Genomic DNA, 25,118 nt, shown 5'->3' with positions numbered 1-25,118 from the left:
ATGCGCCAAGCCGATCGGCATGGGCCGAAGAGCGTTTCCCGCTTATTGCAACCAACGGATCAGGATAAGCGCGCCGGGGTAGTTCAAAGCAGGAACCAGCCCGCGATGCCCCCGGCCTGCAAAACCCCGATCAGTTGCAGATAGGTGGAAAAGGGTTCCTTGCGCGTCTTGTGACGGAAGAAATGCCGAGCGAGAAATGCTCCGGGCGTTCCGCCGATGAACGCCAGGAACAGCAGATCCCTCTCGGGAATCCGCCGCGCGCCCGCAATCGCCAGTCGTTTGTCATGCCAGAAGCGAAAGGCCGTCCATCCATTGATGGCGGTCAGGCCAGCAAGAAGAGGAATGTTCATGGCAGTGATGTAGCTAATCCAGGCTAATTCCCCACTGCCGCAGCTATCACGGAAAACCCGTATCGGGCCATCCTGCTACCTGTCTTTGCGAGGTTTCCAGGTGATGACTCTCCAGAGATAGCCAACCACCCCCACGGCCAGTCCGCCGATCACGATCCAGTCGAGCCATTGCTGGGACTGTTCGAAATAATGGCCAAGCCAGTGCCCGCCGCCGATCAGCAGGGCGTTCCACACGGCTGATCCTGCGAATGTATAGGCCAGAAACCTGCCATGGCGCATATGGGCAAGGCCCGCAGGCAGGGAAATCATGGTGCGCAGCAAGGGCGAAAAGCGCAGGAAGAACACCACCCATTGCCCATGGCGACGGAAGAAGGCGCTCGCCTTCTCGATGTCCTCCCATTCCACCGTCAGCCACCGCCCCCAGCGATCTACCAGCGGCTGCAACCGCCGATAGCCCCATTTGTGCCCGGCAAGGAACCAGACGTAATTGCCGAGTGTGGAGCCGATCGTTCCGGCGGCCAGCAAGGGCCAGAACTGCATCGTGCCGCGTGCCACGGCCACACCGCCCAGCCCCATGATCAGCTCGGACGGGATCGGGGGAAAGACGTTCTCGATCACCATCAGCAGCGCAATGCCGAGATAGCCGCCCCGCTCGATCACTTGCAGGATGATTTCGTTCATTACGGGGAAGATGCTCCATTCGGGGCGGGATTCACAGGCCGACCTTTGCCGCAGGCGGCCAAAAAATTGTCGCGCTTTCGACAGAAGTGACGGCGCCTCTGGCAGCCACTAGCGAGGAAACAACGCCATACAAGAACAGGATTGCATCATGACAAGCCAGAAGCGCCTTTCCGGCAAGGTCGCGCTCGTAACCGGGGGATCGCGCGGGATCGGCGCAGCCATCGTCCGTCGCTTCGCGGCGGAAGGCGCCAAAGTAGCCTTCACCTATCGCTCTTCGCCCAACGCGGCGCGGCATATCGTCGCCGGTATAGAAGCGGAAGGCGGCCATACCCTTGCGATTGCGGCGGACAGTGCCGATCCGATGGCGGTTGAACATGCCGTGGGCCATACGGCGGCCCATTTCGGGTGTCTGGACATTCTGGTCAACAATGCGGGCGGCGGGACGCCCGAACTGATCGGCGAAGCAACGCTGGCCAATTACGAACATATCTTCGCGGTCCATGTCCGCGCCGCTTTTGTGGCAATGAATGCCGCCGCCAGGCTGATGCCTTCGGGCGGGCGGATCATCACCATCGGCAGCATCAATGCAGAACGCCTGCCCTTCACTCACGGGGCGCTCTATTCCGCCACCAAGGCCGCGCTGGTGGGCCTCACCAAGGGTGCCGCGCGCGATCTTGGTCCGCGCGGAATTACCGCCAATGTGATCGAACCCGGCCCGATCGACACGGATCTTAACCCTGCAGACGGGCCATGGGCCGCGCCTGCCCGTGCGGCCCTGGCCACCGGGCGGTTCGGCGATGTTGCCGACGTCGCAGGGCTTGCGGCCTATCTCGCCAGTGCGGAAGCCCGCTTCATCACGGGCGCGGCACTGGCCATCGATGGCGGTTATTCCATCTGATAGTGTGTGAGCGGGCTCAGCGCCGGCCGAGCCTGCGCTCTATCGCGTCCCAGATCATCCCGGCAGTGTCAGTGCCATTGAACTTGTCGATGGCGACAATGCCGGTGGGGGACGTCACGTTGATTTCGGTCAGCCACTTACCGCCGATCACGTCGATCCCCACGAAAAGCAGGCCAAGTTCCTTCAGGCGCGGGCCAAGGGCGGCGCAGATTTCCTCTTCGCGCGGGGTGAGCCCGGTCGCCTCGGCCGAACCCCCGCGCGCCAGGTTGGAACGGAACTCGCCTTCGCCGGGCCGGCGGTTGATCGCGCCCGCAACTTCCCCATCCACCAGCACGATCCGCTTGTCCCCTTCCGCCACTTCCGGGAGGAAAGGCTGCACCATATGCGGTTCGGGCCAGGTCTGGTTGAACACCTCGATCAGGGCGGAGAGGTTGTCGCCGCTTTCGGGCACGCGGAAGATCGCCTTGCCGCCATTGCCGTGGATCGGCTTCACCACCACCGCGCCGTGGCGCTTCTGGAAAGCGCGCACTTCCTCCACCGAGCGGGTGACCAGCGTGGGCGGCATGAACTGGCGGAAATCCAGCACGAACACCTTTTCCGGCGCGTTGCGCACGCTGGCCGGGTTATTCACCACCAGCGTCTCGTCCTCGATCCGTTCCAGCAAGTGAGTGGCGGTGATATAGCCCATGTGGAACGGCGGGTCCTGCCGCATCAGCACCACGTCGATCTCCTTGCCGAGGTCCATCCGCCGATCTTCCCCGGCGCTGAAATGATTGCCGGGCTCGCGCCGGACGGTGACGGGCTTCAGCATGGCGTGCAGCCGGTCATTCTCATCCAGCGTCAGCGATCCCACATCGTAATGAAACACCTCATGCCCGCGCGCCTGCGCGCTCAGCATCAGGGCGAAGCTGGAATCTCCAGCAATGTTGATGCTTTCAATGGGGTCCATCTGGACTGCGACGCGCAGGGCCATAACTGTTCTTTCTATTCAGCGAGCTTGATGGGTGCCGCTTAGGGCATCCACGCGTTGACGATGTGGCGTGGGAAGCGCCCCGGTGCAAGCAGCAGCACATCGATCCGGATGGAATCCTTTGCCCCGGCATAGCGATGGGCCACCGCTTCCACTGCCGCCGCCACGCGCCGCAGGCGATATTCATCAATCGCCGCATCCAGATCCTCGCCTCGGCGGCGCCATTTCACTTCAATGAAGGCCACGGTCCGACCGCGCCGGGCGATCAGATCAATTTCACCGCGGGGTGTCTTCACCCGCCGGTCCAGCACCCACCAGCCATGCAGGTTGAGCCACAGGGCCGCGCGGATTTCGGCAATCCGCCCGAGCTTTTCCGCCTTGGCCCGGGTCACAGGCTCTTGAGCTCCATCGCGCGGGCATAGAGAATCTTTCGATCGAGTCCGGTGGCCTTCGCCACCTGCGCCGCCGCCTGCGAAGGCTTGTCATGTTCCAGCGCGGCCAGCAGCAGGGCGTCTGCATCCACGCCCTGCCCCATATCCTCGCCGGGAGGGGCGACCAGCAGCACGATCTCCCCCCGGGGCGGATGCGCCTCGTAATAGGCGATCAGTTCCGCCGGGGAGCCGGTGCGGCATTCCTCGTGCAGCTTGGTCAGTTCGCGCGCCACGGCCACTTCACGCCCGGGCAGAACGGCGTCGATGGCTTCCAGCGAACGGGCGAGGCGCGGCGCCGTTTCGTAGAAGATCAGCGTGGCAGGAATAGCCGCCAGCTCCGCCAGCACATCGCCTCGCGCCTTTTCCTTCACGGGCAGGAAGCCCGCGAACAGGAAGCGGTCATTAGGCAGGCCTGACAGCGTCAGGCCGACTATTGCGGCGCTCGCCCCGGGAAGGCTGGTGATCGCAATCCCTTCCTCGCGCGCGTCCCGCACCAGGCGATAGCCAGGGTCTGAAATCAACGGCGTGCCCGCATCGCTCACCAGCGCAATTGCCTGATTGCGCATGAGTTCCAGCAGGCGCGCGCGATCTTTCTCGTTACTGTGATCGTCATAGCGCCACAGCGATTTGCGGATACCCAGATGTTTCAACAGCTTGGCGGTAACCCGCGTATCTTCGCAGGCAATTGCATCACATCGTGCCAGGACATCGGCTGCCCGCATCGTGATGTCCCCGAGATTGCCAATGGGTGTGGCGACTATATAGAGCCCCGGGGTCAGGGACGGTTCACGTTCGGCGCTGGACATTCAGGCCTTGTGGACAGGATTGCAGGGAGCGGCAAGATGTTGGGTGGATCAATCAATAGACGCCGGGCGCTTGCCATAGCGGCCATGGTGCTTCTGGCAGGCTGTAAGGTGATCCCCAAGGTCGAACCCGGCCCGCCCCCAGCCCCGAAGCCCACCGAAGGCGCGCTGCCCACCGATACGGACCGCCACCGCGTCGCGCTGCTGGTTCCACTGTCCGGCACAAATAGTGAAGTAGGCCAGTCCATTGCCAATGCGGCAACCATGGCCCTGCTCGATACCAATGCCGAAAATCTGCGCATTACCACCTATGACACGGCCACCGGCGCGGACAGCGCCGCCGCCCGTGCTCTTTCCGACGGGAACAAGCTGATCCTCGGCCCGCTCCTTTCGGAAGACGTAATGCCGGTACTGGCTCGCGCACGGCCTGCGGGCGTGCCGCTGATCGCCTTCTCCAACGACACCTCGGTCGCAGCCAACGATGTTTTCGTGATGGGCGTCAGCCCGGAACAGTCGATCGTCCGTTCAATCGAATTTGCCAAGACTCTGGGATCGAAGAAGGTCGCGATTCTGGTGCCGAATGGCGATTATGGCGCGCGGGCGGAAAGTTCTCTCCGTTATGCGCTGACGCAAAGCGGGCTCACTCTCGCCGGCCGTGAAACCTATGATCGCGGCAATACGTCCATCGTCAGCGCGGCCAAGCGCCTACGCGAAAAAGGCGGCTTCGACACCTTGCTGATCGCAGAAGGGCCGCGCCTGTCGATTCAGGCGGCCGGGGCAGTTCGCCCCGCCAATGCCACATCGCCTCTTCTGCTGGGCACGGAACTGTGGGGTGGCGATGCCAGCGTGGCCAATTCGGCCGCCCTTCGCGGTGCGATGTTCTCCACGATTTCAGACGGACGCTTCGGCCAGTTTTCAGAAAGCTACCGGACCCGCTTCGGCACGACGCCGCACCGGATCGCCACGCTCGGCTATGATTCCGTGCTGTTGACCTTGCGCATCGCGCGGGACTGGAAGCCGGGCAAGGCATTCCCCCTCGCCAAGATGCGAGACAGCGGCGGCTTTCTGGGGCTGGACGGCCCGTTCCGCTTCCGGACGGACGGCGTGGTCGAACGCTCGATGGAAGTGCGCCGGGTTGCCAAGGGGAAGATCGACGTGGTCTCTGCCGCGCCCGACCGCTTCGAGGACTGACGATAACCCGCGCATCGCGCTTGTGATGGCGGGATTCCGGGCCTTATAGACATTCCAATGTCCGACGATCTGTTCGAAAACGCGCCCGCCGCCAGCGGCGATTACAACGCTTCCTCGATCGAGGTTCTCGAAGGGCTGGAGCCGGTCCGGCGGCGTCCAGGCATGTATATCGGCGGGACGGATGAACGCGCCCTGCACCATCTGGCCGCCGAAGTGCTCGACAATGCGATGGACGAGGCCGTCGCTGGCTATGCCAATCGCATCGAGGTAACGCTTGAGGAAGGACCGGAAGGCAGCGCGGGCCGCCTGACGATTGTCGATAACGGTCGCGGCATCCCGGTGGACGAACATCCCAAGTTCCCGGGCAAGTCCTCGCTGGAAGTCATTCTCTCCACCCTCCATTCGGGCGGCAAGTTCTCTGGCAAGGCCTATGCCACTTCCGGCGGCCTGCACGGGGTGGGCGTGAGCGTGGTCAACGCGCTCTCCAGCTTTACCCGCATCGAAGTGGCGCGCGAAAAGCAGCTTTACGCGCAGGAATTCGCTCGCGGCGTTACGCAAGGCCCACTGCAGAAGCTTGGCCCCACGCCCAACCGGCGCGGAACCAGCGTGAGCTTCGTTCCCGACAACGAGATTTTCGGGGATCAGAAGTTCAAGCCCCAGCGACTGTTCAAGCTCGTCCGGTCCAAGGCCTATCTCTTTGCGGGGGTCGAAATACGCTGGAAATGTGCCCCCTCCCTCACCAGCGAGGGCGTTCCGGCGGAGGCTGTGTTCCAGTTCCCCGGCGGGTTGGCAGATCATCTGGCCGAGCAGGTGGCAGGCCGCGAATGTGTTACCGCACAGTTCTTCAGCGGCAGTCAGGATTTTCCGGCCGGGCCGGAAGGCGAACAGATGGGCCGCGTGGAATGGGCGATAGCCTGGCCGCTCTGGTCTGACGGTTCCTATAGCTGGTACTGCAATACGGTTCCCACGCCCGATGGCGGCACCCATGAACAGGGCCTGCGCGCCGCGCTGACCAAGGGCATCCGCGCTTTTGGCGAATTAACCGGTCAGAAGAAGGCCAAGGACATCTCGGCTGACGATATCGTCACCGGCAGTGAAGTGATGCTCTCCCTCTTCATCCGCGATCCCCAGTTCCAGAGCCAGACCAAGGACCGGCTGACAAGCCCCGAAGCGGCGCGTATGGTCGAAAACGCGGTGCGCGATCATTTCGATCATTTCCTTACCGACAATATGGAGCGCGGACGGGCGCTGCTGGGCGCGGTGATGGAGCGGATGGACGAGCGGCTGAAGCGCAAGGCCGAACGAGAGATCAAGCGCAAGACCGCCACTAACGCCAAGAAGGTGCGCCTCCCCGGCAAGCTGACCGATTGTTCCGGCGAAGGCGATGGCGAGACCGAATTGTTCATCGTCGAAGGCGATTCCGCCGGCGGCAGCGCCAAGCAGGCGCGCGACCGCAAGACACAGGCGATCCTGCCGATCCGCGGCAAGATCCTCAACGTGGCCAGCGCCACGGCTGACAAGATCCGCGCCAATCAGGAAATAGCGGACCTGCTGCTCGCCCTCGGCTGCGGCGCCCGCAAGGACTGCAATCCCGATAATCTGCGCTACGACCGCATCGTCATCATGACTGACGCCGATGTCGACGGGGCCCATATCGCCACCTTGCTGATGACGTTCTTCTTTCAGGAAATGGCGGAAATCGTGAAGCGCGGGCACCTCTTCCTTGCCCAGCCACCCCTCTACAAGCTGACTGCCGGCAAGGAGAGCACCTATGCCCGTGACGAGGCCCACCGCGCGGAGCTGGAAGCGACCCTCTTCAAGGGCAGGAAAGTGGAAGTAAGTCGCTTCAAGGGCCTTGGCGAAATGAACCCGCAGCAATTGCGCGAAACCACCATGAATCCGGCCAGCCGCAGCCTGATCCGCATCACCCTGCCCGCCGAGCATGAACAGCGTTTCGCGGTGAAGGAACTGGTGGACCAGTTGATGGGCCGCAACCCGGAACATCGCTTCAACTTCATCCAGAACAGAGCAGGCGAACTGGACCGGGACCTGATCGACGCCTGAGCGTTCGATTGGTCCCGGCCCGTTCTAGGCATCAGGCATTCGCCCCGCCCTCCTCCTTCCGTGTCTTCCAGAGCGACCAGAACACGCCGCCCAGGATCAGGGCAAAGGTCACACCCAGACTGATCGCCGGATGCACTTTGCCGCTTTCCGTCAGGAAATCGCCGATGAAGATCTTGGAGCCGATGAAGACCAGCACCAGCGCGAGCGCATATTTGAGATAGTGGAAGCGGTGGACCATCGCCGCCAGCGCGAAATAGAGCGCCCTCAGGCCGAGGATCGCCATGATATTGCTGGTGTAGACGATGAAAGTATCGGTCGTGATCGCAAAGATCGCAGGCACGGAGTCCACCGCAAAGACGAGGTCCGCCAGGTTGATCACCACCAGCGCGAGGAATAGCGGAGTGGCCGCCAGCGCCAGCTTGCCCGTCTTCGCGTCAGGCTCCCGCACGAAGAAGCGGGGGCCATGCAGTTCCTTCGTGATCCGCATGTGGCTGGAAAGCCATTTGATCAGCGGATTACGGGAAATATCGGGCTCGTGATCGGCAACCCATAGCATTCTGATGCCGGTGAAGATCAGGAAGGCCGCGAAGATATAGAGCGTCCAGTAGAATTCCTGGACCAGTGCTGCGCCCGCCGCGATCATCAGCCCGCGTAGAACGATCACCGCCAGAATGCCCCATAGCAGCGCCCGATACTGATAGCGCGGCGGGATGGCGAAGAAGCCGAAGATCAGGGATATGACGAAGACATTGTCGATCGACAGCGCCTTCTCGATGAAGAAGCCCGTATAATATTTCATGCCCAGATCGGGCCCGCGCTCTATCCAGACCCACAGGCCGAACAGCATGGCGACACCGATGTAAAAGGCGGAGAGCTTGAGCGATTCCTTCACGCCCATCTCCCGGTCTTCCTTGTGGAGAATGCCAAGGTCGAAGGCGGTAAGGGCAATCACGATGGCTGCGAATGACAGCCAGAACCACAAGGGGGTGCCGAGCCAGTCGGCAAACATAAACTCCATGTTTCAGTCCCTCATTTGCGCAGGGTGCACACACGCTTATCGCCCGCAACCCGGACGGGCTGCGGGCGACCTATGCGTCCGGTATGTCGATCAGTTGGAGATTGCCGGAACGGGCCTGCGCAGCAGGCGCGCCATGCGATCCTTCACCACCAGCTTGAGCTTCTTGAGCCGCATGATCTCGAATGAGTTGCGGCCCTTGCGCTGTTCGGCAAGGCGGATGGCCTGGTCCAGCTTCTGATGTCGTTCCATCAGGCTGAAAAGGCGATTGGACATATCGATGCTCCCTTCAAAACGTCAGTTGCGTTTGATCGGATGCACCGAGCCAGATCCGAAGCCCGGGGGAGGGGTGGGGGATGGGAACCCGGACCCGGCATCGGTGCAATCCGATGCGGTCCGACATCACGCAATTCCGCCAGAAGGCATGGAACTGCGCCAGAGGGGCCCGGCCCGCTCACGTTATATGGGAGACCCTCGACGTTGATTCAAGAGGCATGGGGAAGGGAATTCGTCCCCGACAGGCGACATTGCAGTTTGAATGCGATCCGCTAGCTTCGCGGGATGAAAAATCTGCTCATCGCCGGTGCTTTGCTGATCGCATTCCCCTCCGCCGCATTCGCGCAGGAGGATAGCCACGCGCTTGAGGATGCAAGCAGAAGCCGGGCAGAAGACATCCGCGCCGTGATGGCAGGCAACATGGCGCCCGAACGTGTTTTCTCGCCTTCCTTCCTCGCGGCGGTGCCCGCTGCCCAGATCAAGGCGATTGCGGATCAGCTGATTTCCGCGAACGGCCCGATCCGCGCTGTGGACCAGCTATCCTATCAGGCAAAGGGCGCCGCCACTTTCAATCTCGTTTTCGAGAAGACAAAGGCAGCGGCCACGCTCCAGCTGGACAGCCAGCCCCCCTATCTCGTCACCGGCTTTCGTATCGGGGCCGTCGCTCCGATCGACGATACGCCGACGAAAATCACGGAGGAAATTGCCGCCCTTCCCGGCAAAACCCAGATGGGCGTCTATATTCTCGACGGCGATGAGACGCGTCCGCTTCTGACCAGCAAGCCGTCGGAGCAAATGGCTATCGGCTCCACCTTCAAGCTCTATGTCCTCTCCGCGCTGGCAGGAGAAATCAAGGCAGGCAAACGTCACTGGAGCGATGTGGTCCGGCTCGACGCTCCCTCTATTCCCAGCGGTCAGATGCAGAACTGGCCAATAGGTGCACCCGTCACCCTGCAGACGCTTGCGACAATGATGATCTCCATCAGCGACAATACCGCAACGGATGTGCTGATGCGCACACTTGGCCGGGATGTAGTGGAAGCGGAACTGATTGCCGCTGGCCATGCGGAACCATCGGACACCCTTCCCTTGCTGACTACGGTGGAGTTCTTCGCGCTGAAAACCGATCCTGCGAAGGTCGCGGCTTACAAAGCGGCAGACGATGCGGGGCAGCGCGCCCTGCTCGCCCAATGGGCGCCGTCCCTTACGGCGGATAAGGTCGAGGTCGCCAGGTTCATCGGCAGCGGCCCAGCCGCTATAGACAGCATCGAATGGTTCGCCTCCGCCGAAGACCTCGCGCGCATCTACAGGCGCCTGCGGGACATGGACGACCCCACGGTTATGGCGATACTGGGCATTAACACTGCCCTGCCCCCCGCCGAGAAGGAAAAATGGGATTATGTCGGCTACAAAGGCGGGTCGGAAACGGGAGTGATCGATCTGTCCTGGCTGTTGAAAGACAGGCAAGGCCGCTGGATCGTGGTCACTATGGCATGGAACAATCCTGACAGGGCAGTAGATGATTCCGCTTTCCTGGCCCTGGGCCATCGCCTGATCGGGACGCTTCATCAATGAGCACACGCTTCGAAGGAACGGCGAACTACATAGCCACGCAGGATCTCAAGGTTGCGGTGAATGCGGCCGTCCTGCTGCGCCGCCCACTGCTGGTGAAAGGCGAGCCGGGCACGGGCAAAACCGTGCTGGCGCATGAAATCGCCAAAGCGATGGATGCTCCGCTGATCGAGTGGAACGTGAAGTCCACCACCAAGGCGCATCAGGGGCTGTATGAGTATGACGCAGTTGCCCGCCTGCGTGACGGCCAGTTGGGCGATCCGCGCGTCCATGACATTTCAAATTACATCCGAAAAGGCAAACTGTGGGAGGCCTTCACCTCTCCTCGCCTGCCCGTGCTGCTGATCGATGAGATCGACAAGGCGGATATCGAATTCCCCAACGACCTGCTTCAGGAACTCGATCGGATGAGCTTCGACGTTTACGAGACGCAGGAGCGGATCGAGGCAAAGGAACGACCCATCGTGGTCATCACCTCGAATAACGAGAAGGAACTGCCCGACGCCTTCCTGCGGCGCTGCTTTTTCCACTACATCGCCTTCCCTGACCGCGAGACCATGCAGGCGATTGTGGATGTCCACTTCCCCGGCATCCAGCAGCGTCTGGTGAAGGAAGCCCTGAACCTGTTTTACGACATTCGTGAAGTGCCCGGCATGAAGAAGAAGCCGTCTACCAGTGAGTTGCTCGACTGGCTGAAGCTCCTCCTGAACGAAGATATGCCGCTGGAAGTGCTGCAAAGCCGCGACCCCGCGAAGGCAATCCCCCCGCTCCACGGCGCGCTGCTCAAGAATGAGCAGGATGTGATGCTGTTCGAAAGGCTCGCCTTCATGCATCGGCGGGGCGGCTGACGCCAGGGTCGGGCTTCCACAGACTTTCCGAATGCCATCTCCCGAAACCCACACCCGCTTTGCCGCCATACGCGCACGGCTGGAAGCGTTCGAGCCGCGCCCCGGCCTCCATTCATGGATCTACGAATTCGCGCTGTTCGGCTTCAAACAGGGCTGGGCCTGCCTGTTCGGGGGCCTGATGCTGGCGCTGCTGCTGGCGACTTTCCTGTTCTACCCCGCCGATGCTCCCGTCGCCCGCTATGATTTTCTTACCCTTGCGGCACTGGCCATCCAGATCGGCATGTTGTGGTTCCGACTCGAGACCTGGGAAGAAGCAAAGGTAATCCTGGTTTTCCACGTGGTCGGCACGGTGATGGAACTGTTCAAGACGACAGTTGGATCGTGGATCTATCCGGAACCAAGCCTGCTACGCATCGGCGAAGTGCCGCTGTTCTCCGGCTTCATGTATGCTGCGGTAGGCAGTTATATCGCGCGCGTCTGGCGGATTTTCGATTTCCGCTACACCGGATATCCACCCCTCTGGGCAAGCTGGCTGGTGGCAGTGCTGGTCTATATGAACTTCTTTGCGCACCACTGGCTGCCCGATATTCGTAACGCGCTGTTCCTCGCCTTGATCGTGCTGTTCCTGCGGACGCGAATTCACTTCACCGTCTGGCGCGAACGACGCTGGATGCCGCTGCTCCTCGGTTGGCTGCTAGTGGCGCTGTTCATCTGGTTCGCGGAGAATATCGGCACGTTCGCCCGTGCATGGACCTATCCCGACCAGGCGGGGGGCTGGTCGCCCGTCTCCCCCGCCAAGCTGGGTGCATGGTATCTGCTGATGTATATCAGCTTCGTGCTGGTCTCGGCCGTGAGCCGGCCAAGGGCACCGTAAGGCGCAGCTTACTTCTTCGCGTCTTCGTGCCGGATTTCCCGCGGTACATCGGCAAACATCTTCTTGGCCGCCGGACGCTCGTTGATCTGCTCGATCCAGCGCAGCAGGCCGGGCGTATCTTCCTTGTTCACCAATTCGGGATAGCCATGCTGCATACCGTTCGCGATGGAGAAGTTGCAGATGTCTGCCAGCGTGTACATGCTCGGCACCAGCCATTCGTGGTCACGCAAGTGATCGTCCAGCTTGCGAACGGAATAGGAGATCTTGCGCATTTCCTCGTCCAGCATTTCCTGCGGGAAACCTTCGCGAGCGCGGCGCCACTTCACCTGCTGCTCCACCACGGGAATGTTTTTCACCTTCTCTTCGAATTCCTCGTCGGAGAGGCCCTTGACCATGTTCCCCACATAGCGGTGCCAACCGATCGTGGAGACGCACCAGCAGAAATATTCGTCCACCCATTTGGTCCAGACCCGCATATCGGCGCGCTCCCACGAGGCATCGGGGCGCAGCTTCACTTCGGTGGGCCATTCATCTTCGAGATATTCGCAGATCACCGTGCTTTCGGTGATGATGTGGCCGCGATCATCCAAGGCGGGCACCTGACCACGGGGATTGATCTTCTTGAACCAGTCAGAATGATGTTCGAACTTGCGCGGATCGAGCAACACCTGCTCATAATCCAGGCCCTTCTCATGCAGGGTCAGCATCGGCTTCAGCGAATTGGCACCCGGGCCAAAGCTGTAGAGTTTGAGCATTTCGGACAATCCTTCTCTTGACGAAATCGGCTTAGACCCGCGCCCCGGACAAGGGCAAGCATCCAAACGGATAAAGTCAACGTACAATCGTGGAGCGGAGCTGATTGGCCCATTTCATCGCATTTGCGACCAGATGTCCCTGAACTGTCACCTAAGTGACGCGGAACTGGAACAAACCCCTCCTACCGCACCCGCGAAAAGGACGGCCTCCCCCCGGACCGCCCGAATGAGGGATCATTTTCAATGCGTTACAAACTTCTCGCCAGCGCGAGCGCACTTATCCTTACTGCGCTCACCGCAACCAATGCTGCGGCGCAGAATGTCGAGACCACCGATGACGGCACGGAAAACGCCATCGTGGTCACCGGCCAGCGTGCCCAGCAGGTGCGCGCGATTGCCGAAAAGCGCGACTCGCTCGCCATCGTCGACATCGCATCTTCCGACGAACTGGGCCAGTTGCCCGACAAGAATGTGGCTGAGGCGATCGAGCGGCTTCCCGGTGTTGGCGTCCAGTACGATCAGGGTGAAGGCCGCTATGTCGCGGTACGCGGCGTGCCTTCCAGCCTCAATGGCTATACGCTCAACGGCTTCGAGATCGGCAATCCCGATGGCAACACCCGCTCGCTGCCGCTGGACATTCTCTCCGGCCAGCTCCTCAACCGGGTTGAGGTGATGAAGGTCAGGACGGCGGACCTAACAGGCCAGGGTATTGGCGGCACGATCAATCTCGTTACCCAAACTGCCTTAGATTTCGACAAGCCCTTCGTGGTGCAGGCCAATGCACAAATCGGCTATCAGGAACTGCGCGATCAGGATCTGCCGATCAAGGGCGACATCACGGTGGGCGGCCGTTTCGGCGCCGATGAAGAATTCGGCATCCTGCTGGGCGCCAGCTATTCGGATCGTACCTTCACCAGCAACGGCATCTATCCGGATGACTGGACAGAGAATGAAGCCGCGGCGCGCGGCGCCGTGCCGACCAACATCAAATATACCGATTACCGACTGAAGCGTGAACGGATCGGCGTTTCCGGCTCGCTCGACTGGCGCAGCGGCGCGACCGAGCTGTTCTTCCGGGGTGTCTATTCCAAGTTTAGCGAAGACGAATATCGCCAGCGTTTCCGCCTCGATTTCTCGAACATCACGTGGGATGCCAATGGCCTGACCGGCATTGCCTCCACCAGCGAACAACGCTCCGACCTGCGGCTGGAATATAAGGAGAAGTCGCTCCTCTCCTTCATGACCGGCGGCAGCACCGAATTCGCCGATGGCTGGAAGGCCGATTTCGGCGGGGCTTATACTCGCAACGAAGTAGTGGAGCCTAATCAGGTCTGGCAGTTCCGGGGCAACCCCGGGAAGGTCGGTGTGGACTTCACCGACAAGCTCTACACTGCGGTCCCTGTGAATGGCTATCTCGACGCATCGGCCCTGGGTTTCCGCAGCTACACGGCGCAAGACGAATATGGCCTTGAAGAGACATGGCAGGGCCGGTTCGACATTACCGGCGAGCTTCCTGCCATCGGGATGGACAGCTTTTTGAAGTTCGGCGCGAACATCCGGTCCACCGGCAAGAGCTTCGATTCCGCCAATGAGAGCTACAGCCGCGGGACGTCCGCCAACCGCTTCACGCTGGCGGACCTGGCGGGCGAAAACGTCACCGTCCATCCCAAGTCCGGCCATCCCTATATGATCGCCCCGACGATCGACGAGGATCTGATCCAGGCCTATACGGAAAGCAAGCTGGGCGGCCCGCAGTTCGTATTCACCGAAAACACCTCGCTGGCGAATGACACTCTGTCGGACTTCAACCTGACCGAGGAAGTCTATGCCGGCTATGCCATGGCGAACCTCGATTTCGGCCAGATCGGCGTGACCGCCGGGGTGAGGGTCGAACACACCAAGCTCGATATTACCGGCTATCTGCTGGAAGGTGACACCAATGTGGTTCCGGCGAGTGGTTCGCGGGAATATACGGACTGGCTGCCCAGCATCGTGGCTCGGTTCAAGCCGGCAGAAGACGTGATGCTGCGCCTGGCCTATTCGCGCGCTGTCGGGCGTCCGCAATATTCGGACCTTTCGCCCGGTGGTTCCGTCACGGTGGAAAGCGATGACGAAATCAGCGTCAGCAGCGGTAACCCGGCACTCAAGCCCTATGTCGCTGACGCTCTCGACGCTTCGGCGGAATGGTACTTCGCACCGGGCGGCATGCTGAGCATCGGCGCCTTCGCGAAATGGATCAAGAACCCGATCTTCACCCAGAGCTTTGACGTCAATGATGGGACTTTCCTGGGCGAAACCTATGACATCATCCATTTCAGCCAGAAGCAGAACGCTGAAAAGGGTGACATTACCGGGATCGAACTGGCCTATCAGCAGCAGTTCACGATGCTGCCCGGCCTGCTCTCGGGCTTTGGCGTGAACCTCAACCTTACGCTGATCGACGCCAACCTGACCGATCCCACGCGCGGCGAGATCGACTTCCCCGAACAGTCGAAACTGCTCTGGGGCGCCCAGCTGTTCTACCAGAAGGGCATCGTCGAAGCATCGGTGGCTTATCACCACACCGGCCGCGCCCTGATCTCCGCCGGGGATGTTGCATTGACCGATCAGTTCAATGACGATCTGCGCCGTCTGGACGCCAAGATCTCGCTCGACCTGACCGAGAACCTGCGGGTCTTTGCCGAAGGGCAGAACCTTACGGATGAACCCACCCGCCAGTATCAGGGCGGCGTGCGTGACTGGGTCTCCCAGACCGAGCGCTATGGCCGCACCTTCTTCGTCGGCGCCTCGGTGCGTTTCTGAGTAAGCATGGCACTGCGTCTTCCCCGCATTGCCCTGGCGGCGCTGGTTTCGACCGGCGCCGCCCTTTTTGCCAGCCCGTTACAGGCGGGAGAAGCAACCGCCCTGTCGCCGGAGGCCCCGTCTCCACCGCCCGCCTCGGTCGTGCTGACTATCGAGGCTCCGGAAGCGGATCAGGGCGTGGCTTCGGATGGCACCTATGTCTATGCAGTGGATAACGACCGCATTGGTAAGTATGAAATCGCGAGCGGCCGGAAAATCGCTGAATGGACGGGCGAACCGGCTCTCTTCCCGCATATGAACAGCTGCACCGTGGCAGAAGGCGAACTCGTCTGCGCCGCGTCCAATTATCCGAAAGTACCGCAGACCAGCGCGATTGAGTTTTTCTCGCTCGATCCCCTTACGCATATTCGCACCGTCAGTCTGGGCTTCATGCCCGGCTCGCTAACCGTGCTTGATCGCCATGATGGGGCATGGTGGGCGGTTTTCGCCAATTATGACGGCAGGGGCGGAGTTCCCGGCCGCGGCCATGAATATACGATCCTCGCCCGGCTGGACGACCAGTTTCGCATTACCCAAAGCTGGGCATTCCCTCCCGAAGTTCTCGCCCGCATGGCGCCCTATAGCTGTTCGGGCATGAGCTGGGGTGAGGACGGGCTGCTCTATGCCAGCGGGCATGACCGGCCGGAAATCTATGCTCTTGCCCTGCCCGACGCCGGCAGCACCCTGCGGCTGGTGGCCATTCATGGCACCGCCAATGAAGGACAGGCAATCGACTGGGATCCCAAGATCCCCCACCGCCTGTGGTCCGTCTCGCGCGAAGGCGGCAAGGTGATTGCCAGCACGATAGGGCAATGATGCCGGGGGGAGCTTGCGCTCCTTCGATAATCGGGCATGGTCATGCCTATGTTCATGAGCTTCATCGAGGCATTGCGCGGGGCGGGAATCCCTGCCTCCGCCAAGGAATATCTCGTACTGCTCGAAGCGCTCGACCGGCAGGTGATCGGGCAGAACCCCGAGGAATTCTATTATCTGGCACGCGCCACCTTCGTGAAGGACGAGGCGCTGCTGGACCGGTTCGACCTCGTCTTCGAAAAGACCTTCAGGGGCGCCATCGCTGATTTCGGCCAGCCCCCCTCGGACGTGCCCGAAGATTGGCTCAAAGCCATGGCCCGCCGCTTCCTCTCCGAAGAGGAGATGACGAAGATCGAGGCTCTGGGCTCCTGGGAAGAGATCATGGCCACGCTCCGGCAAAGGCTGGAGAAGCAGCGGGAGCGGCACGAGGCCGGATCGAAGTGGATCGGCACGGGCGGCACCAGCCCCTTCGGCAACTCAGGCTACAACCCGGAGGGAGTGCAGATCGGTGGTGAAAGCACGCATGGTCGGGCGGTCAAGGTTTGGGAACAGCGCCGCTTCCGCAATCTCGACAGCACTCGCGAACTTGGCACGCGGAACATCAAGGTGGCCTTGCGCCGCCTGCGCCGTTTCGCCCGTGAAGGCGCGGCGGACGAGCTGGACCTTGAAGCGACAATCGACGGCACCGCGCGACAAGGCTGGCTGGACATCCAGATGCGGCCCGAACGGCACAATGCGGTGAAGCTGCTGCTGTTTCTCGACGTCGGCGGATCGATGGACCCGCATATCCGTGTGTGCGAGGAATTGTTCAGCGCCGCCACCAGCGAATTCAAGAATCTCGAATTCTTCTACTTCCATAATTGCCCGTACGAGGCCGTGTGGAAGGACAATCGCCGCCGCTGGGACGAGCGAATGGATATGTGGGACATCCTCCACAAATATGGCCATGATTATAAGGTCGTGCTGGTGGGAGACGCCGCGATGAGCCCCTATGAAATCTCTCACGCCGGCGGTTCGGTGGAACATTCCAATCCGGAATCCGGCGCGGTGTGGATGGAGCGGATTACCTCGACCTATCCGGCGGCCGCCTGGCTCAATCCGGTGAAGGAGGAATATTGGGACTATTCCCAATCCACTCGCATGATCCGCGATCTGATGGGTGGCCGCATGTATCCGCTCACGCTGGATGGGCTGGACGAGGCGATGCGGGAATTGAGCCGGAAGCGGGGCTGAAGTTACGCCTGCAAGTTGGAGTATTGGGGATTATGTGGAGTGCGCACGACCAGCAAAAGGGGGGAACTGCCATCTCCTAGTTCGTCATTCCCGCGAAGGCGGGAACCCAGTTCAACCGTTGCTGCTGGGTTCCCGCCTTCGCGGGAATGACGAAGGTGGTTGGGCTCTGTTCCCAACCCGCAGTTTCCGGAAAGTTCGCTTCAGGACGCGCCCGTCCCTCGCAAAACACTTTCCTACAGGGCCTCAAATGGCGCTTATCTCACCGATGAACAGCCTCGCCCCCGCCGCATCTGAAAGCCGCCCCTACCCCGCAAACCGACCCAAGCAGGGCGTGCACGAAAACCCGAAACCAAAGGTTACACTCCGCACCGGCCAAACGCCCGAAAAACGGCTCAAATCCAAGCAGGAGAGCAGTGACACGGCTCGAACAAAACAGGCCGTTTTGCTGCCAGAAAAGGTTACACCTGCCCTCTGCCCATCGGGCCTAGTAAAGCAGCAGGCTCGCAGTCTCTTCCCGCCAGGCAGCCTCGTCCGGCGATGTCAGCGCGTCCAGATCGGCCGGTGTGGCCGAAGGATTGTCCACCCATTCCCGAAGCGATGGCCCGCCATTGATCACATCGATCGCCAGACGCTCGAACTCATATTCATAGGGGAAGTCCCGCCAGATCGGATAGGTCGGGTGGAACCAGCGGATTGCCTTCAGCGCCAGTGCCTGCAACCGCCAAGGGCGGAATTTCGCATGATCGTAGAACGGTCCTTCGGCATGGACCATCAGCGCGTTGCACAGCTCGCCCTGATGCTTGTGGAAGGTGGGCGTGAACCAGCATTCGCGCAGGGCGCAGCCTTCCAGCCAATGCGGCGCGATCCGCTCCATACAATTCCGAACCGCCGCTGCATCGACATCAGGCGCGCCGAACAGGACTTCGAGGGGGCGGGTTGTCCCCCGCCCTTCGCTCAGCGTCGTGCCTTCCAGCATCACTGTGCCGGCATAGGCCCGGGCCATATTGAGATTGGCTGCGTTGGGGCTCGGATTGATCCAGATGCGATCTTCAGGCCAGCCGAAACCGGGCGCTTCATGGGGCTGCCAGCCTTCCATTGCGATCACGCGATATTCAACATCCAGCTTGAAATGATCCACGAACCAGCGGCCCATCTCGCCCAGCGTCAGCCCATGACGCATCGGCATCGGCCCGGCACCCACGAAGCTTTCCTGCCCCGGAAGCAACAGCGTGCCCTCCACCGGGCGTCCTGCGGGATTGGGCCTGTCCAGCACCCACACCTGCTTGCCCGTGCCACTGGCAGCTTCCAGCAGATAGAGCAGCGTGGTGACGAAGGTATAGATGCGACAACCCAGATCCTGCAGGTCGAACAGGAAGATGTCCGCGCTGTCCATCATCTCCGGCGTCGGACGGCGCACTTCGCCATAGAGGCTGTAGATCGGGATGCCATACTGAGCATCCAGTTCGTCAGCGGTCTCGACCATGTTATCCTGCTTGTCGCCCTTCAGCCCATGCTGCGGGCCGAACGCCGAGGTGATCGAGATGTCATCCAAGGCCATCAACGCATCGAGCGAGTGAACGAGCCCTTCGGTCACCGATGCAGGATGGGCGACGAGGGCTAGGCGTTTGCCATGGAGCGGCTTGCGCAGATCAGGCTCCGCAAGCAGGCGATCGATACCGAATTTCATGCTGTTGGAGGTGGCTCAAGCGTAGTGGCAAAGCAAGCGGCATGGTGGAAATCGGGCTTTCCGGCGGGATGAGCCAGAGCCCAATAGGAAATCCTGCCGCGCTCCTCTTCAATGACCGCGCTCAAACCCAGTGCAGCGGGAAGCTGTGGCAATCCGCCCGCCGGCACTGCGGCATCGAAAATTGCGAGTTGCTCGCCCTTGCGCATGGAGCATTCCGGCTCCCGCGGGAAAGCCCGTTCAGCCATGCCTTCCCGATAAGCGGAAAAGTCATAAGCCGCCCACCGCTCCGATGGAGCGAGGTTCAGCTCGACATAAGCATCTCCTCCATCGGGGCGAAGGAATGCCTCAAAACAGGTCGTCGTCCACAATCCGTCGGCCCTGCCCTTGCCTGCAAATGCCGGAATCACCAGTTGCCCCGCTCCGTCGATCCGCCAGCGCAGACGCAACCAGTTGGCATCGAACCCGATAACCCGCGCTTCGATACTGCGTATGGAGGAGGGCGGGTGATCCGGGTGAGGAATGAGCGGAAGGGCAGCGCTGATCATTCCGGCAGCGCTAAATTAACCTCTGCACTTCGGCAAGCACGGTGGAACGGGTTTGTTCGCCGCGAAATCGCGTGCTAGGCGGCCGCTCCATAGAAGAGGGCACCATGAGCACGTATAAATCCGAACTGCTGCGTCTGCTGGACGAGCGCGGCTATATCCACCAGCTGACCGATGCGGAGGCGCTCGATGCGCTCGCAGTGAAACAGGTCGTGCCCGGATATATCGGATTCGACCCCACCGCTCCTTCCCTCCATGTGGGCAGCATGGTGCAGATCATGCTTCTGCGCCGCATGCAGCAGGCGGGGCACAAGCCCATCGTGCTGATGGGCGGCGGCACCGGGAAAATCGGTGATCCCAGCTTCAAGGACGAGGCGCGCAAGCTGATGACGCATGATGTCATCGCCCAGAACGTCGCATCGATCCGCAAGATCTTCGATCGCTTCCTCACCTTTGGGGACGGGCCGAGCGACGCGATCATGGTAGATAACGCGGAATGGCTTGATAGGCTGGAATATATCCCCTTCCTGCGGGAAGTGGGGCAGCATTTCTCGGTCAACCGGATGCTCAGCTTCGATTCAGTGAAGCAGCGGCTCGACCGTGAACAGTCGCTAAGCTTCCTCGAATTCAACTACATGATCCTGCAGGCCTACGATTTCCGGGAGCTGTCGCAGCGCTGCGGTTGCCGGCTGCAAATGGGCGGTTCGGACCAGTGGGGCAACATTGTCAACGGCATCGAGCTGACTCGCCGAATGGACGGCGTGGAAGTGTTCGGCGTGACGACGCCGCTGCTCACCACGGCAGACGGCTCGAAAATGGGCAAGACGGCGTCAGGTGCCGTTTGGCTCAATGAAGAAGCCCTTCCGAACTACGATTTCTGGCAATATTGGCGCAACACGGATGACCGGGACGTCGGCCGTTTCCTGCGCCTGTTCACCGATCTGCCGCTGGACGAAGTCGCCCGGCTCGAAGCGCTGGAAGGTAGCGAGATCAACGCCGCCAAGGTGGTTTTGGCCAATGAAGTGACCAAGCTCGTGCGCGGGGAAGAAGCTGCCCGCGCCGCAGAAGCGACCGCTGCGGCCACATTCGGCGCCGGCGGCCTGGGCGAAGATCTTCCAACGCTGGATATTCCTGCCGAAGGGATGGCGCTTACTGCCGCCTGTACCGCAATCGGGTTCACTGCCTCCAATGGCGAAGCAAAGCGCAAGATCGCCGAAGGCGCCGTACGGATCGATGACGAGGCCGTGAAAGACGCGGCCTATGTGATCAAGCTGGAGCCTGGTTCTGAACACAAGCTCAGCCTAGGCAAGAAGCGCCATGGCATCCTGCGAGGTGCCTAGGCAAGGGATAAGACGAAACGTTCCCTAAGTGAGGTGAAGCATTTGTCCTAACCGGTCCTTTACGATTTGGCAGAGATTTACTGCCACAATGAGGTTCCGTTAGGCCAAATGGAGGATTTTGCCCCGTGTCTGGAGCACAACTTTCTGTGCCGGAAATGCGCCGCGCCACGCGCCATCCGGTAGATTATCCGGTGATCGCCGAACATCGCGATCGCGGCGACATATCACTGCATATCGCCAATGTTTCCGCGCATGGTTTCATGGTCGACAATTCGCCCGACCTGCAACGCGGTGAACGCGTGATCATCCGCTTGCCGGTGATCGGGCGAATCGAAGCCTATGCGATCTGGATGCGCGACGAACGCGCGGGCTTTCAGTTCGAGCGGATCATCCGGATGGACGATTTCGTGAAGATGATGGACGTTCTTCAACCCAATCCAAGGCTGAGAAGCCGCCGCTAATAAGGCTGACAGGCCGCATATCCTCCCGGCCTGCTAGTTTCGCTTTGGACCACCCAATAATCTGAAGCCTTGGCAACGAGAGCACTGCCTGTCATTCGCGGCGCGTGACCGAACCATCCTCACCTCTCGGGATCCCCGATTATCGTCGCTTCTGGGTAGCGCGTTTTCTGACCGTGGCGTCCACCCTCTCCATGGTGGTGCTGATCGGTTACCAGACCTACGACATCGCCCGAGCCGATTATGGCATGAGCCGGTCAGAGGCGGCCTTCCAACTTGGGCTGCTCGGGCTGGTCCAGTTCATCCCGCTATTCTTCCTTACTCCGGTCGCAGGTCTTGCCGCCGACAGGTTCGACAGGCGCTTCGTTGCCTGTGCCTCTCTCTGCCTGGATATCGCAATTGCCCTGACGATCGCGATCCTGACCTGGACCGACGCACTGACATTGCCGTTCTGCTTCATCCTGGCTGCAGCCCATGGCGCCGCTCGAGTATTCAGCGGCCCCGCGATGAGTTCCATCGCGCCGAATATCGTGCCCCCTTCCCTCCTGCCGAGGGCAGTTGCACTGGGTTCGATCGGCTTCACCAGCGGCCAGGTCGCAGGCCCTGCATTCGGCGGCCTGGTCTATGCTGCGCACCCCGCCCTGCCCTATTTCATCTCCGCCGGTTTACTCGCCCTCGCGGCCATTCTGATTATCTCCATCCGTCCGATCAAGGCCGAACAGACCAGCAAGCTGCACCCGGTTCGCCAGATGATCGAGGGCCTGCAATTCGCCTGGCGTGACCGATTCCTGCTGGGCTGCATCACGCTGGATCTCTTCGCCGTGCTCTTTGCCGGGGCAACCGCGATGCTGCCGGTTTTCGCACGCGATATCCTCCAGGTCGGCGCCGAAGGTCTTGGCCTCATGCGCGCCGCGCCGGCGATGGGCGCCGGCCTTGTCGCGCTTTACCTGTCCTTCCGGCCACTCGCGCATAATGTCGGGGCCAAGATGCTCTGGGCCGTGGCGGTTTTTGGCGGGGCAACGGTAATATTCGGTATTTCGCGCAGCTTCCCGCTGTCGATGGCGATGCTCGGCATCCTTGGCGCGGCAGACATGGTCTCCGTGTTCGTGCGCAGCACCCTGGTCCAGCTCAACACGCCGGATACGATGCGCGGGCGCGTATCTTCGATTTCCGGCCTCGCAATTTCCGCATCCAACGAACTCGGTGAAATGCAGTCGGGCATCGCCGCAGCGTTGCTCGGCGCCACCGGAGCAGTTGTATTCGGCGGCGTCGGTGCGATAGTCATAACTGCAATCTGGGCAGTGATATTCCCTGAACTTCGCTGGGCGAAGACCTTCGCCCCACAATATCGCCGGCAACCCCAAGGAGAGGGAGACAGCACATGAAGGCTGACAATGTTCTCGCCACTATCGGCAACACCCCGCACATCCGCCTCTCGCGGCTGTTCCCCGATCACGAAGTATGGGTGAAGTCCGAAAGGTCCAACCCCGGCGGTTCGATCAAGGACCGTATTGCCCTTGCCATGGTGGAAGCCGCCGAGAAATCGGGCGATCTGAAGCCTGGCGGCACGATTGTGGAACCGACCTCGGGCAATACCGGCATCGGCCTTGCCATGGTCGCAGCCGTGAAGGGCTACAAGCTCATCCTCGTCATGCCGGAAAGCATGAGCATCGAGCGTCGCCGCCTGATGCTTGCCTATGGCGCCAGTTTCGACCTGACACCCCGTGAAAAGGGAATGAAGGGCGCGCTGGAACGCGCGACGGAAATCCTCAACGAAACGCCGGGCTCGTGGATGCCCCAGCAATTCGAAAATCCGGCAAACGTCACGATCCATGCCCGCACCACCGCGCAGGAGATCCTGGCGGACTTCCGCGATACCCCGCTGGACGCCCTGATCACCGGCGTGGGCACGGGCGGCCACCTGACGGGCTGCGCGGAGGAATTGAAGAAGACATGGCCGACGCTGAAGGCCTTTGCGGTTGAGCCAGCCCTTTCTCCGGTCATTTCGGGCGGACAGCCCGGACCCCACCCGATCCAGGGAATCGGCGCAGGCTTCATTCCCGCCAACCTGCACACCCAGGCAATCGATGGTGCAATTCCCGTTGACGCCGAGGATGCGAAGGAAATGGCCCGCAAATGTGCCCGGACCGAAGGGCTGCTGGTCGGCATTTCTTCCGGCGCCACGCTCGCTGCCATTGCCAGCAAACTGCCCGAACTCGCCCCCGGATCGCGCGTGCTGGGCTTCAATTACGACACCGGAGAGCGGTACCTCTCGGTACCGGACTTCCTGCCTGAATGACCATGCTGGAAAAGCTGGCCTATTCGGACGGTGAAACCGCGCTCACAGGCCTGCTTGCCCGCCCGGCAGGCAGGCCCCGCGCGGCTATCGTCGTCTATCCCACGATCATGAATTCCACCCGTGCCGTGGAAGACAAAGCCGAGGCGCTGGCAGCCGCCGGCTACCTGGCGCTGATCGCGGATTTCTACGGCAAGACCCCGTCCAGTTTCGATGAGTCCCGCGTCTTCGCCTCAGAGATCCGCGGAGATGTCCAGGATTATCGCAGGCGGTTGCGGGCGGCGATCAGGGCCGCAGTTTCCCTTGAGGATGCGCGCGATCTGCCCCTGGCCGCGATAGGTTTTTGCATGGGCGGCGGGGCTGTTCTCGAACTGGCCCGTGAAGGCGCACCTCTGGCGGCGGTCGTAAGCTTCCACGGCCTGCTGGGCACGGAACTTCCTGCGGAGGCTGGCGCGATCAAGGCACGCATTCTGGTCTGTCACGGCGATGCGGACCCGATGGTTCCGCGCAGTCAGGTGATGCAATTCTGGGAAGAGATGGATGCGGCTGGCGGAAAGTGGCATTTCCATTCCTATGCCGGGGTGAAGCATGGCTTCAGCAATCCCTATCCGGTGCAGGGAAATCCCGCTGTCGCATATGACGAAAGCGCCGACCGGCAGAGTTGGGCGGCGATGCATTCGCTGTTCGATGAGGTTTTCGGGGATTTACGTCAGCAGGCGTAGGAGCCAGCGGCGGGAAACCCATCCGCCGGCTCCTTCCCTGGCAGGCGACCGTCAGGGCTGACTTTCCGACGCTTCAGGCGAACCGCCGCTGTCCGAGGTCTGCGGATCGGGCGCACCATCCCCGTCATCGTCCGACGCATCCGGCCGGCCATCGGCATTGGTGTCCCACTTGTCCGCCAGCTTGTTGCCGTCCGTATCCCATGCGTCGGGCTTGCCGTCGCCATTCAGATCCCAGGCATCCGCTGTACCATCGCCATTCGTATCGATGGAGGGCTCGGAGCTTGCCGCTGCGCCGCCCTGATCCTGTGCCATTGTCGGCGACGCCGCCGTACCAAGAGCAAATGCAAGCGCCAGAGCGGCACCGTTCAGACTGTTTTTTTCAAGATATGACATTGGTTGTTCCTCTTCGGCCAACCCCCTGTCTGCATCCAACATCTGAACTGAGGCACCTTTGCGCC

25 protein-coding genes are annotated in these 25,118 nt (G+C 61.2%); 14 read left to right on the top strand and 11 right to left on the bottom strand.

What is annotated here, in order from left to right:
- Positions 1-83: 83 nt before the first annotated feature.
- Complete coding sequence (locus H0274_RS04360) at positions 84-350, bottom strand: DUF1294 domain-containing protein (RefSeq protein WP_226793201.1); 267 nt, start codon at positions 348-350, stop codon at positions 84-86.
- A 75-nt stretch (positions 351-425) separates the two neighbouring features.
- On the bottom strand, positions 426-1,031 hold the full coding sequence (locus tag H0274_RS04355; protein WP_226793198.1) for a DedA family protein: 606 nt from the start codon (positions 1,029-1,031) through the stop codon (positions 426-428).
- Between the two features lie 148 nt (positions 1,032-1,179).
- Here H0274_RS04355 and H0274_RS04350 point away from each other — a divergent pair, with 148 nt between their 5' ends.
- Positions 1,180-1,929: an SDR family NAD(P)-dependent oxidoreductase gene (locus H0274_RS04350; protein ID WP_226793195.1), complete on the top strand. Its 750-nt coding sequence runs from the start codon at positions 1,180-1,182 to the stop codon at positions 1,927-1,929.
- Positions 1,930-1,945: 16 nt separating this feature from the next.
- Here the strand turns inward: H0274_RS04350 and gshB are convergent, their stop codons facing one another.
- The 3 genes from gshB to rsmI are packed head-to-tail and all read right to left on the bottom strand — an operon-like array spanning position 1,946 to position 4,136.
- Complete coding sequence (gshB, locus tag H0274_RS04345; RefSeq protein WP_226793191.1) at positions 1,946-2,902, bottom strand: glutathione synthase; 957 nt, start codon at positions 2,900-2,902, stop codon at positions 1,946-1,948.
- Between the two features lie 38 nt (positions 2,903-2,940).
- On the bottom strand, positions 2,941-3,291 hold the full coding sequence (locus H0274_RS04340; RefSeq protein WP_226793188.1) for a YraN family protein: 351 nt from the start codon (positions 3,289-3,291) through the stop codon (positions 2,941-2,943).
- A complete protein-coding gene (gene rsmI, locus H0274_RS04335; RefSeq protein ID WP_226793185.1) occupies positions 3,288-4,136 on the bottom strand; it encodes a 16S rRNA (cytidine(1402)-2'-O)-methyltransferase in 849 nt (282 codons plus the stop codon). The genes H0274_RS04340 and rsmI overlap by 4 nt, the downstream gene beginning before the upstream one ends.
- An 84-nt stretch (positions 4,137-4,220) precedes the next feature.
- On the opposite strand from rsmI, the gene H0274_RS04330 reads away from it, so the two are divergent.
- Both H0274_RS04330 and parE read left to right on the top strand, forming a co-directional pair.
- Complete coding sequence (locus tag H0274_RS04330) at positions 4,221-5,324, top strand: penicillin-binding protein activator (RefSeq protein ID WP_226793182.1); 1,104 nt, start codon at positions 4,221-4,223, stop codon at positions 5,322-5,324.
- 57 nt (positions 5,325-5,381) lie between these two features.
- On the top strand, positions 5,382-7,388 hold the full coding sequence (gene parE, locus H0274_RS04325; RefSeq protein WP_226793180.1) for a DNA topoisomerase IV subunit B: 2,007 nt from the start codon (positions 5,382-5,384) through the stop codon (positions 7,386-7,388).
- A gap of 31 nt (positions 7,389-7,419) precedes the next feature.
- Here the strand turns inward: parE and H0274_RS04320 are convergent, their stop codons facing one another.
- Together H0274_RS04320 and H0274_RS04315 are read right to left on the bottom strand one after the other, a co-directional pair.
- Entirely contained in the window at positions 7,420-8,406 is a 987-nt protein-coding gene (locus tag H0274_RS04320) for a TerC family protein (protein ID WP_226793176.1), read from the bottom strand.
- A gap of 90 nt (positions 8,407-8,496) precedes the next feature.
- A complete protein-coding gene (locus H0274_RS04315) occupies positions 8,497-8,679 on the bottom strand; it encodes a YdcH family protein (RefSeq protein ID WP_226793173.1) in 183 nt (60 codons plus the stop codon).
- Positions 8,680-8,964: 285 nt separating this feature from the next.
- Here H0274_RS04315 and H0274_RS04310 point away from each other — a divergent pair, with 285 nt between their 5' ends.
- The 3 genes from H0274_RS04310 to H0274_RS04300 are packed head-to-tail and all read left to right on the top strand — an operon-like array spanning position 8,965 to position 11,973.
- Positions 8,965-10,254: a serine hydrolase gene (locus tag H0274_RS04310; protein WP_226793170.1), complete on the top strand. Its 1,290-nt coding sequence runs from the start codon at positions 8,965-8,967 to the stop codon at positions 10,252-10,254.
- Entirely contained in the window at positions 10,251-11,099 is an 849-nt protein-coding gene (locus H0274_RS04305) for an AAA family ATPase (RefSeq protein WP_226793167.1), read from the top strand. The genes H0274_RS04310 and H0274_RS04305 overlap by 4 nt, the downstream gene beginning before the upstream one ends.
- 31 nt (positions 11,100-11,130) lie before the next feature.
- Complete coding sequence (locus tag H0274_RS04300; RefSeq protein ID WP_226793165.1) at positions 11,131-11,973, top strand: DUF817 domain-containing protein; 843 nt, start codon at positions 11,131-11,133, stop codon at positions 11,971-11,973.
- A gap of 8 nt (positions 11,974-11,981) precedes the next feature.
- Here the strand turns inward: H0274_RS04300 and H0274_RS04295 are convergent, their stop codons facing one another.
- A complete protein-coding gene (locus H0274_RS04295; RefSeq protein ID WP_226793163.1) occupies positions 11,982-12,728 on the bottom strand; it encodes a glutathione S-transferase family protein in 747 nt (248 codons plus the stop codon).
- Between the two features lie 243 nt (positions 12,729-12,971).
- Between H0274_RS04295 and H0274_RS04290 the strand changes: the two genes are divergently transcribed.
- The 3 genes from H0274_RS04290 to H0274_RS04280 are packed head-to-tail and all read left to right on the top strand — an operon-like array spanning position 12,972 to position 17,615.
- Positions 12,972-15,530, top strand: coding sequence for a TonB-dependent receptor (locus tag H0274_RS04290; protein WP_226793160.1), 2,559 nt, complete (start codon positions 12,972-12,974; stop codon positions 15,528-15,530).
- Positions 15,531-15,536: 6 nt separating this feature from the next.
- Positions 15,537-16,385, top strand: a complete 849-nt coding sequence (locus tag H0274_RS04285; protein ID WP_226793157.1) for a hypothetical protein — start codon at positions 15,537-15,539, stop codon at positions 16,383-16,385.
- 48 nt (positions 16,386-16,433) lie between these two features.
- Positions 16,434-17,615, top strand: a complete 1,182-nt coding sequence (locus H0274_RS04280) for a vWA domain-containing protein (protein WP_226794433.1) — start codon at positions 16,434-16,436, stop codon at positions 17,613-17,615.
- Between the two features lie 484 nt (positions 17,616-18,099).
- Here H0274_RS04280 and H0274_RS04275 read toward each other — a convergent pair whose 3' ends face one another.
- Together H0274_RS04275 and H0274_RS04270 are read right to left on the bottom strand one after the other, a co-directional pair.
- Entirely contained in the window at positions 18,100-19,302 is a 1,203-nt protein-coding gene (locus H0274_RS04275; RefSeq protein WP_226793154.1) for an exo-beta-N-acetylmuramidase NamZ family protein, read from the bottom strand.
- Complete coding sequence (locus H0274_RS04270; protein ID WP_226793151.1) at positions 19,299-19,847, bottom strand: DOMON-like domain-containing protein; 549 nt, start codon at positions 19,845-19,847, stop codon at positions 19,299-19,301. The genes H0274_RS04275 and H0274_RS04270 overlap by 4 nt, the downstream gene beginning before the upstream one ends.
- Before the next feature lie 104 nt (positions 19,848-19,951).
- Here H0274_RS04270 and tyrS point away from each other — a divergent pair, with 104 nt between their 5' ends.
- From tyrS to H0274_RS04245, 5 genes are all read left to right on the top strand, one after another.
- Complete coding sequence (gene tyrS, locus H0274_RS04265) at positions 19,952-21,184, top strand: tyrosine--tRNA ligase (RefSeq protein WP_226793149.1); 1,233 nt, start codon at positions 19,952-19,954, stop codon at positions 21,182-21,184.
- 155 nt (positions 21,185-21,339) lie between these two features.
- Positions 21,340-21,645 (top strand): PilZ domain-containing protein, encoded by a 306-nt coding sequence (locus tag H0274_RS04260; RefSeq protein ID WP_226794432.1) that lies wholly within the window; start codon positions 21,340-21,342, stop codon positions 21,643-21,645.
- Positions 21,646-21,749: 104 nt separating this feature from the next.
- Positions 21,750-23,027 (top strand): MFS transporter, encoded by a 1,278-nt coding sequence (locus H0274_RS04255; RefSeq protein WP_226793147.1) that lies wholly within the window; start codon positions 21,750-21,752, stop codon positions 23,025-23,027.
- Positions 23,024-23,941 carry a cysteine synthase A gene (gene cysK, locus H0274_RS04250; protein WP_226793144.1) on the top strand — a complete coding sequence of 306 codons (918 nt, stop codon included), beginning with the start codon at positions 23,024-23,026 and terminating at the stop codon, positions 23,939-23,941. The genes H0274_RS04255 and cysK overlap by 4 nt, the downstream gene beginning before the upstream one ends.
- On the top strand, positions 23,938-24,660 hold the full coding sequence (locus tag H0274_RS04245; protein WP_226793141.1) for a dienelactone hydrolase family protein: 723 nt from the start codon (positions 23,938-23,940) through the stop codon (positions 24,658-24,660). The genes cysK and H0274_RS04245 overlap by 4 nt, the downstream gene beginning before the upstream one ends.
- A gap of 51 nt (positions 24,661-24,711) precedes the next feature.
- On the opposite strand, the gene H0274_RS04240 is transcribed toward H0274_RS04245, so the two are convergent.
- Positions 24,712-24,972, bottom strand: coding sequence for a hypothetical protein (locus H0274_RS04240; protein WP_226793138.1), 261 nt, complete (start codon positions 24,970-24,972; stop codon positions 24,712-24,714).
- Positions 24,973-25,118: the final 146 nt, after the last annotated feature.

It is taken from the genome of Fulverythrobacter ferritrahens, from assembly GCF_020539485.1.
GTDB classification, from domain to species: Bacteria; Pseudomonadota; Alphaproteobacteria; order Sphingomonadales; family Sphingomonadaceae; genus Andeanibacterium; species Andeanibacterium ferritrahens.
The sequence above is the reverse complement of the archived record's forward strand: the minus strand, read 5'-3'. Positions and strand labels throughout refer to the sequence as shown.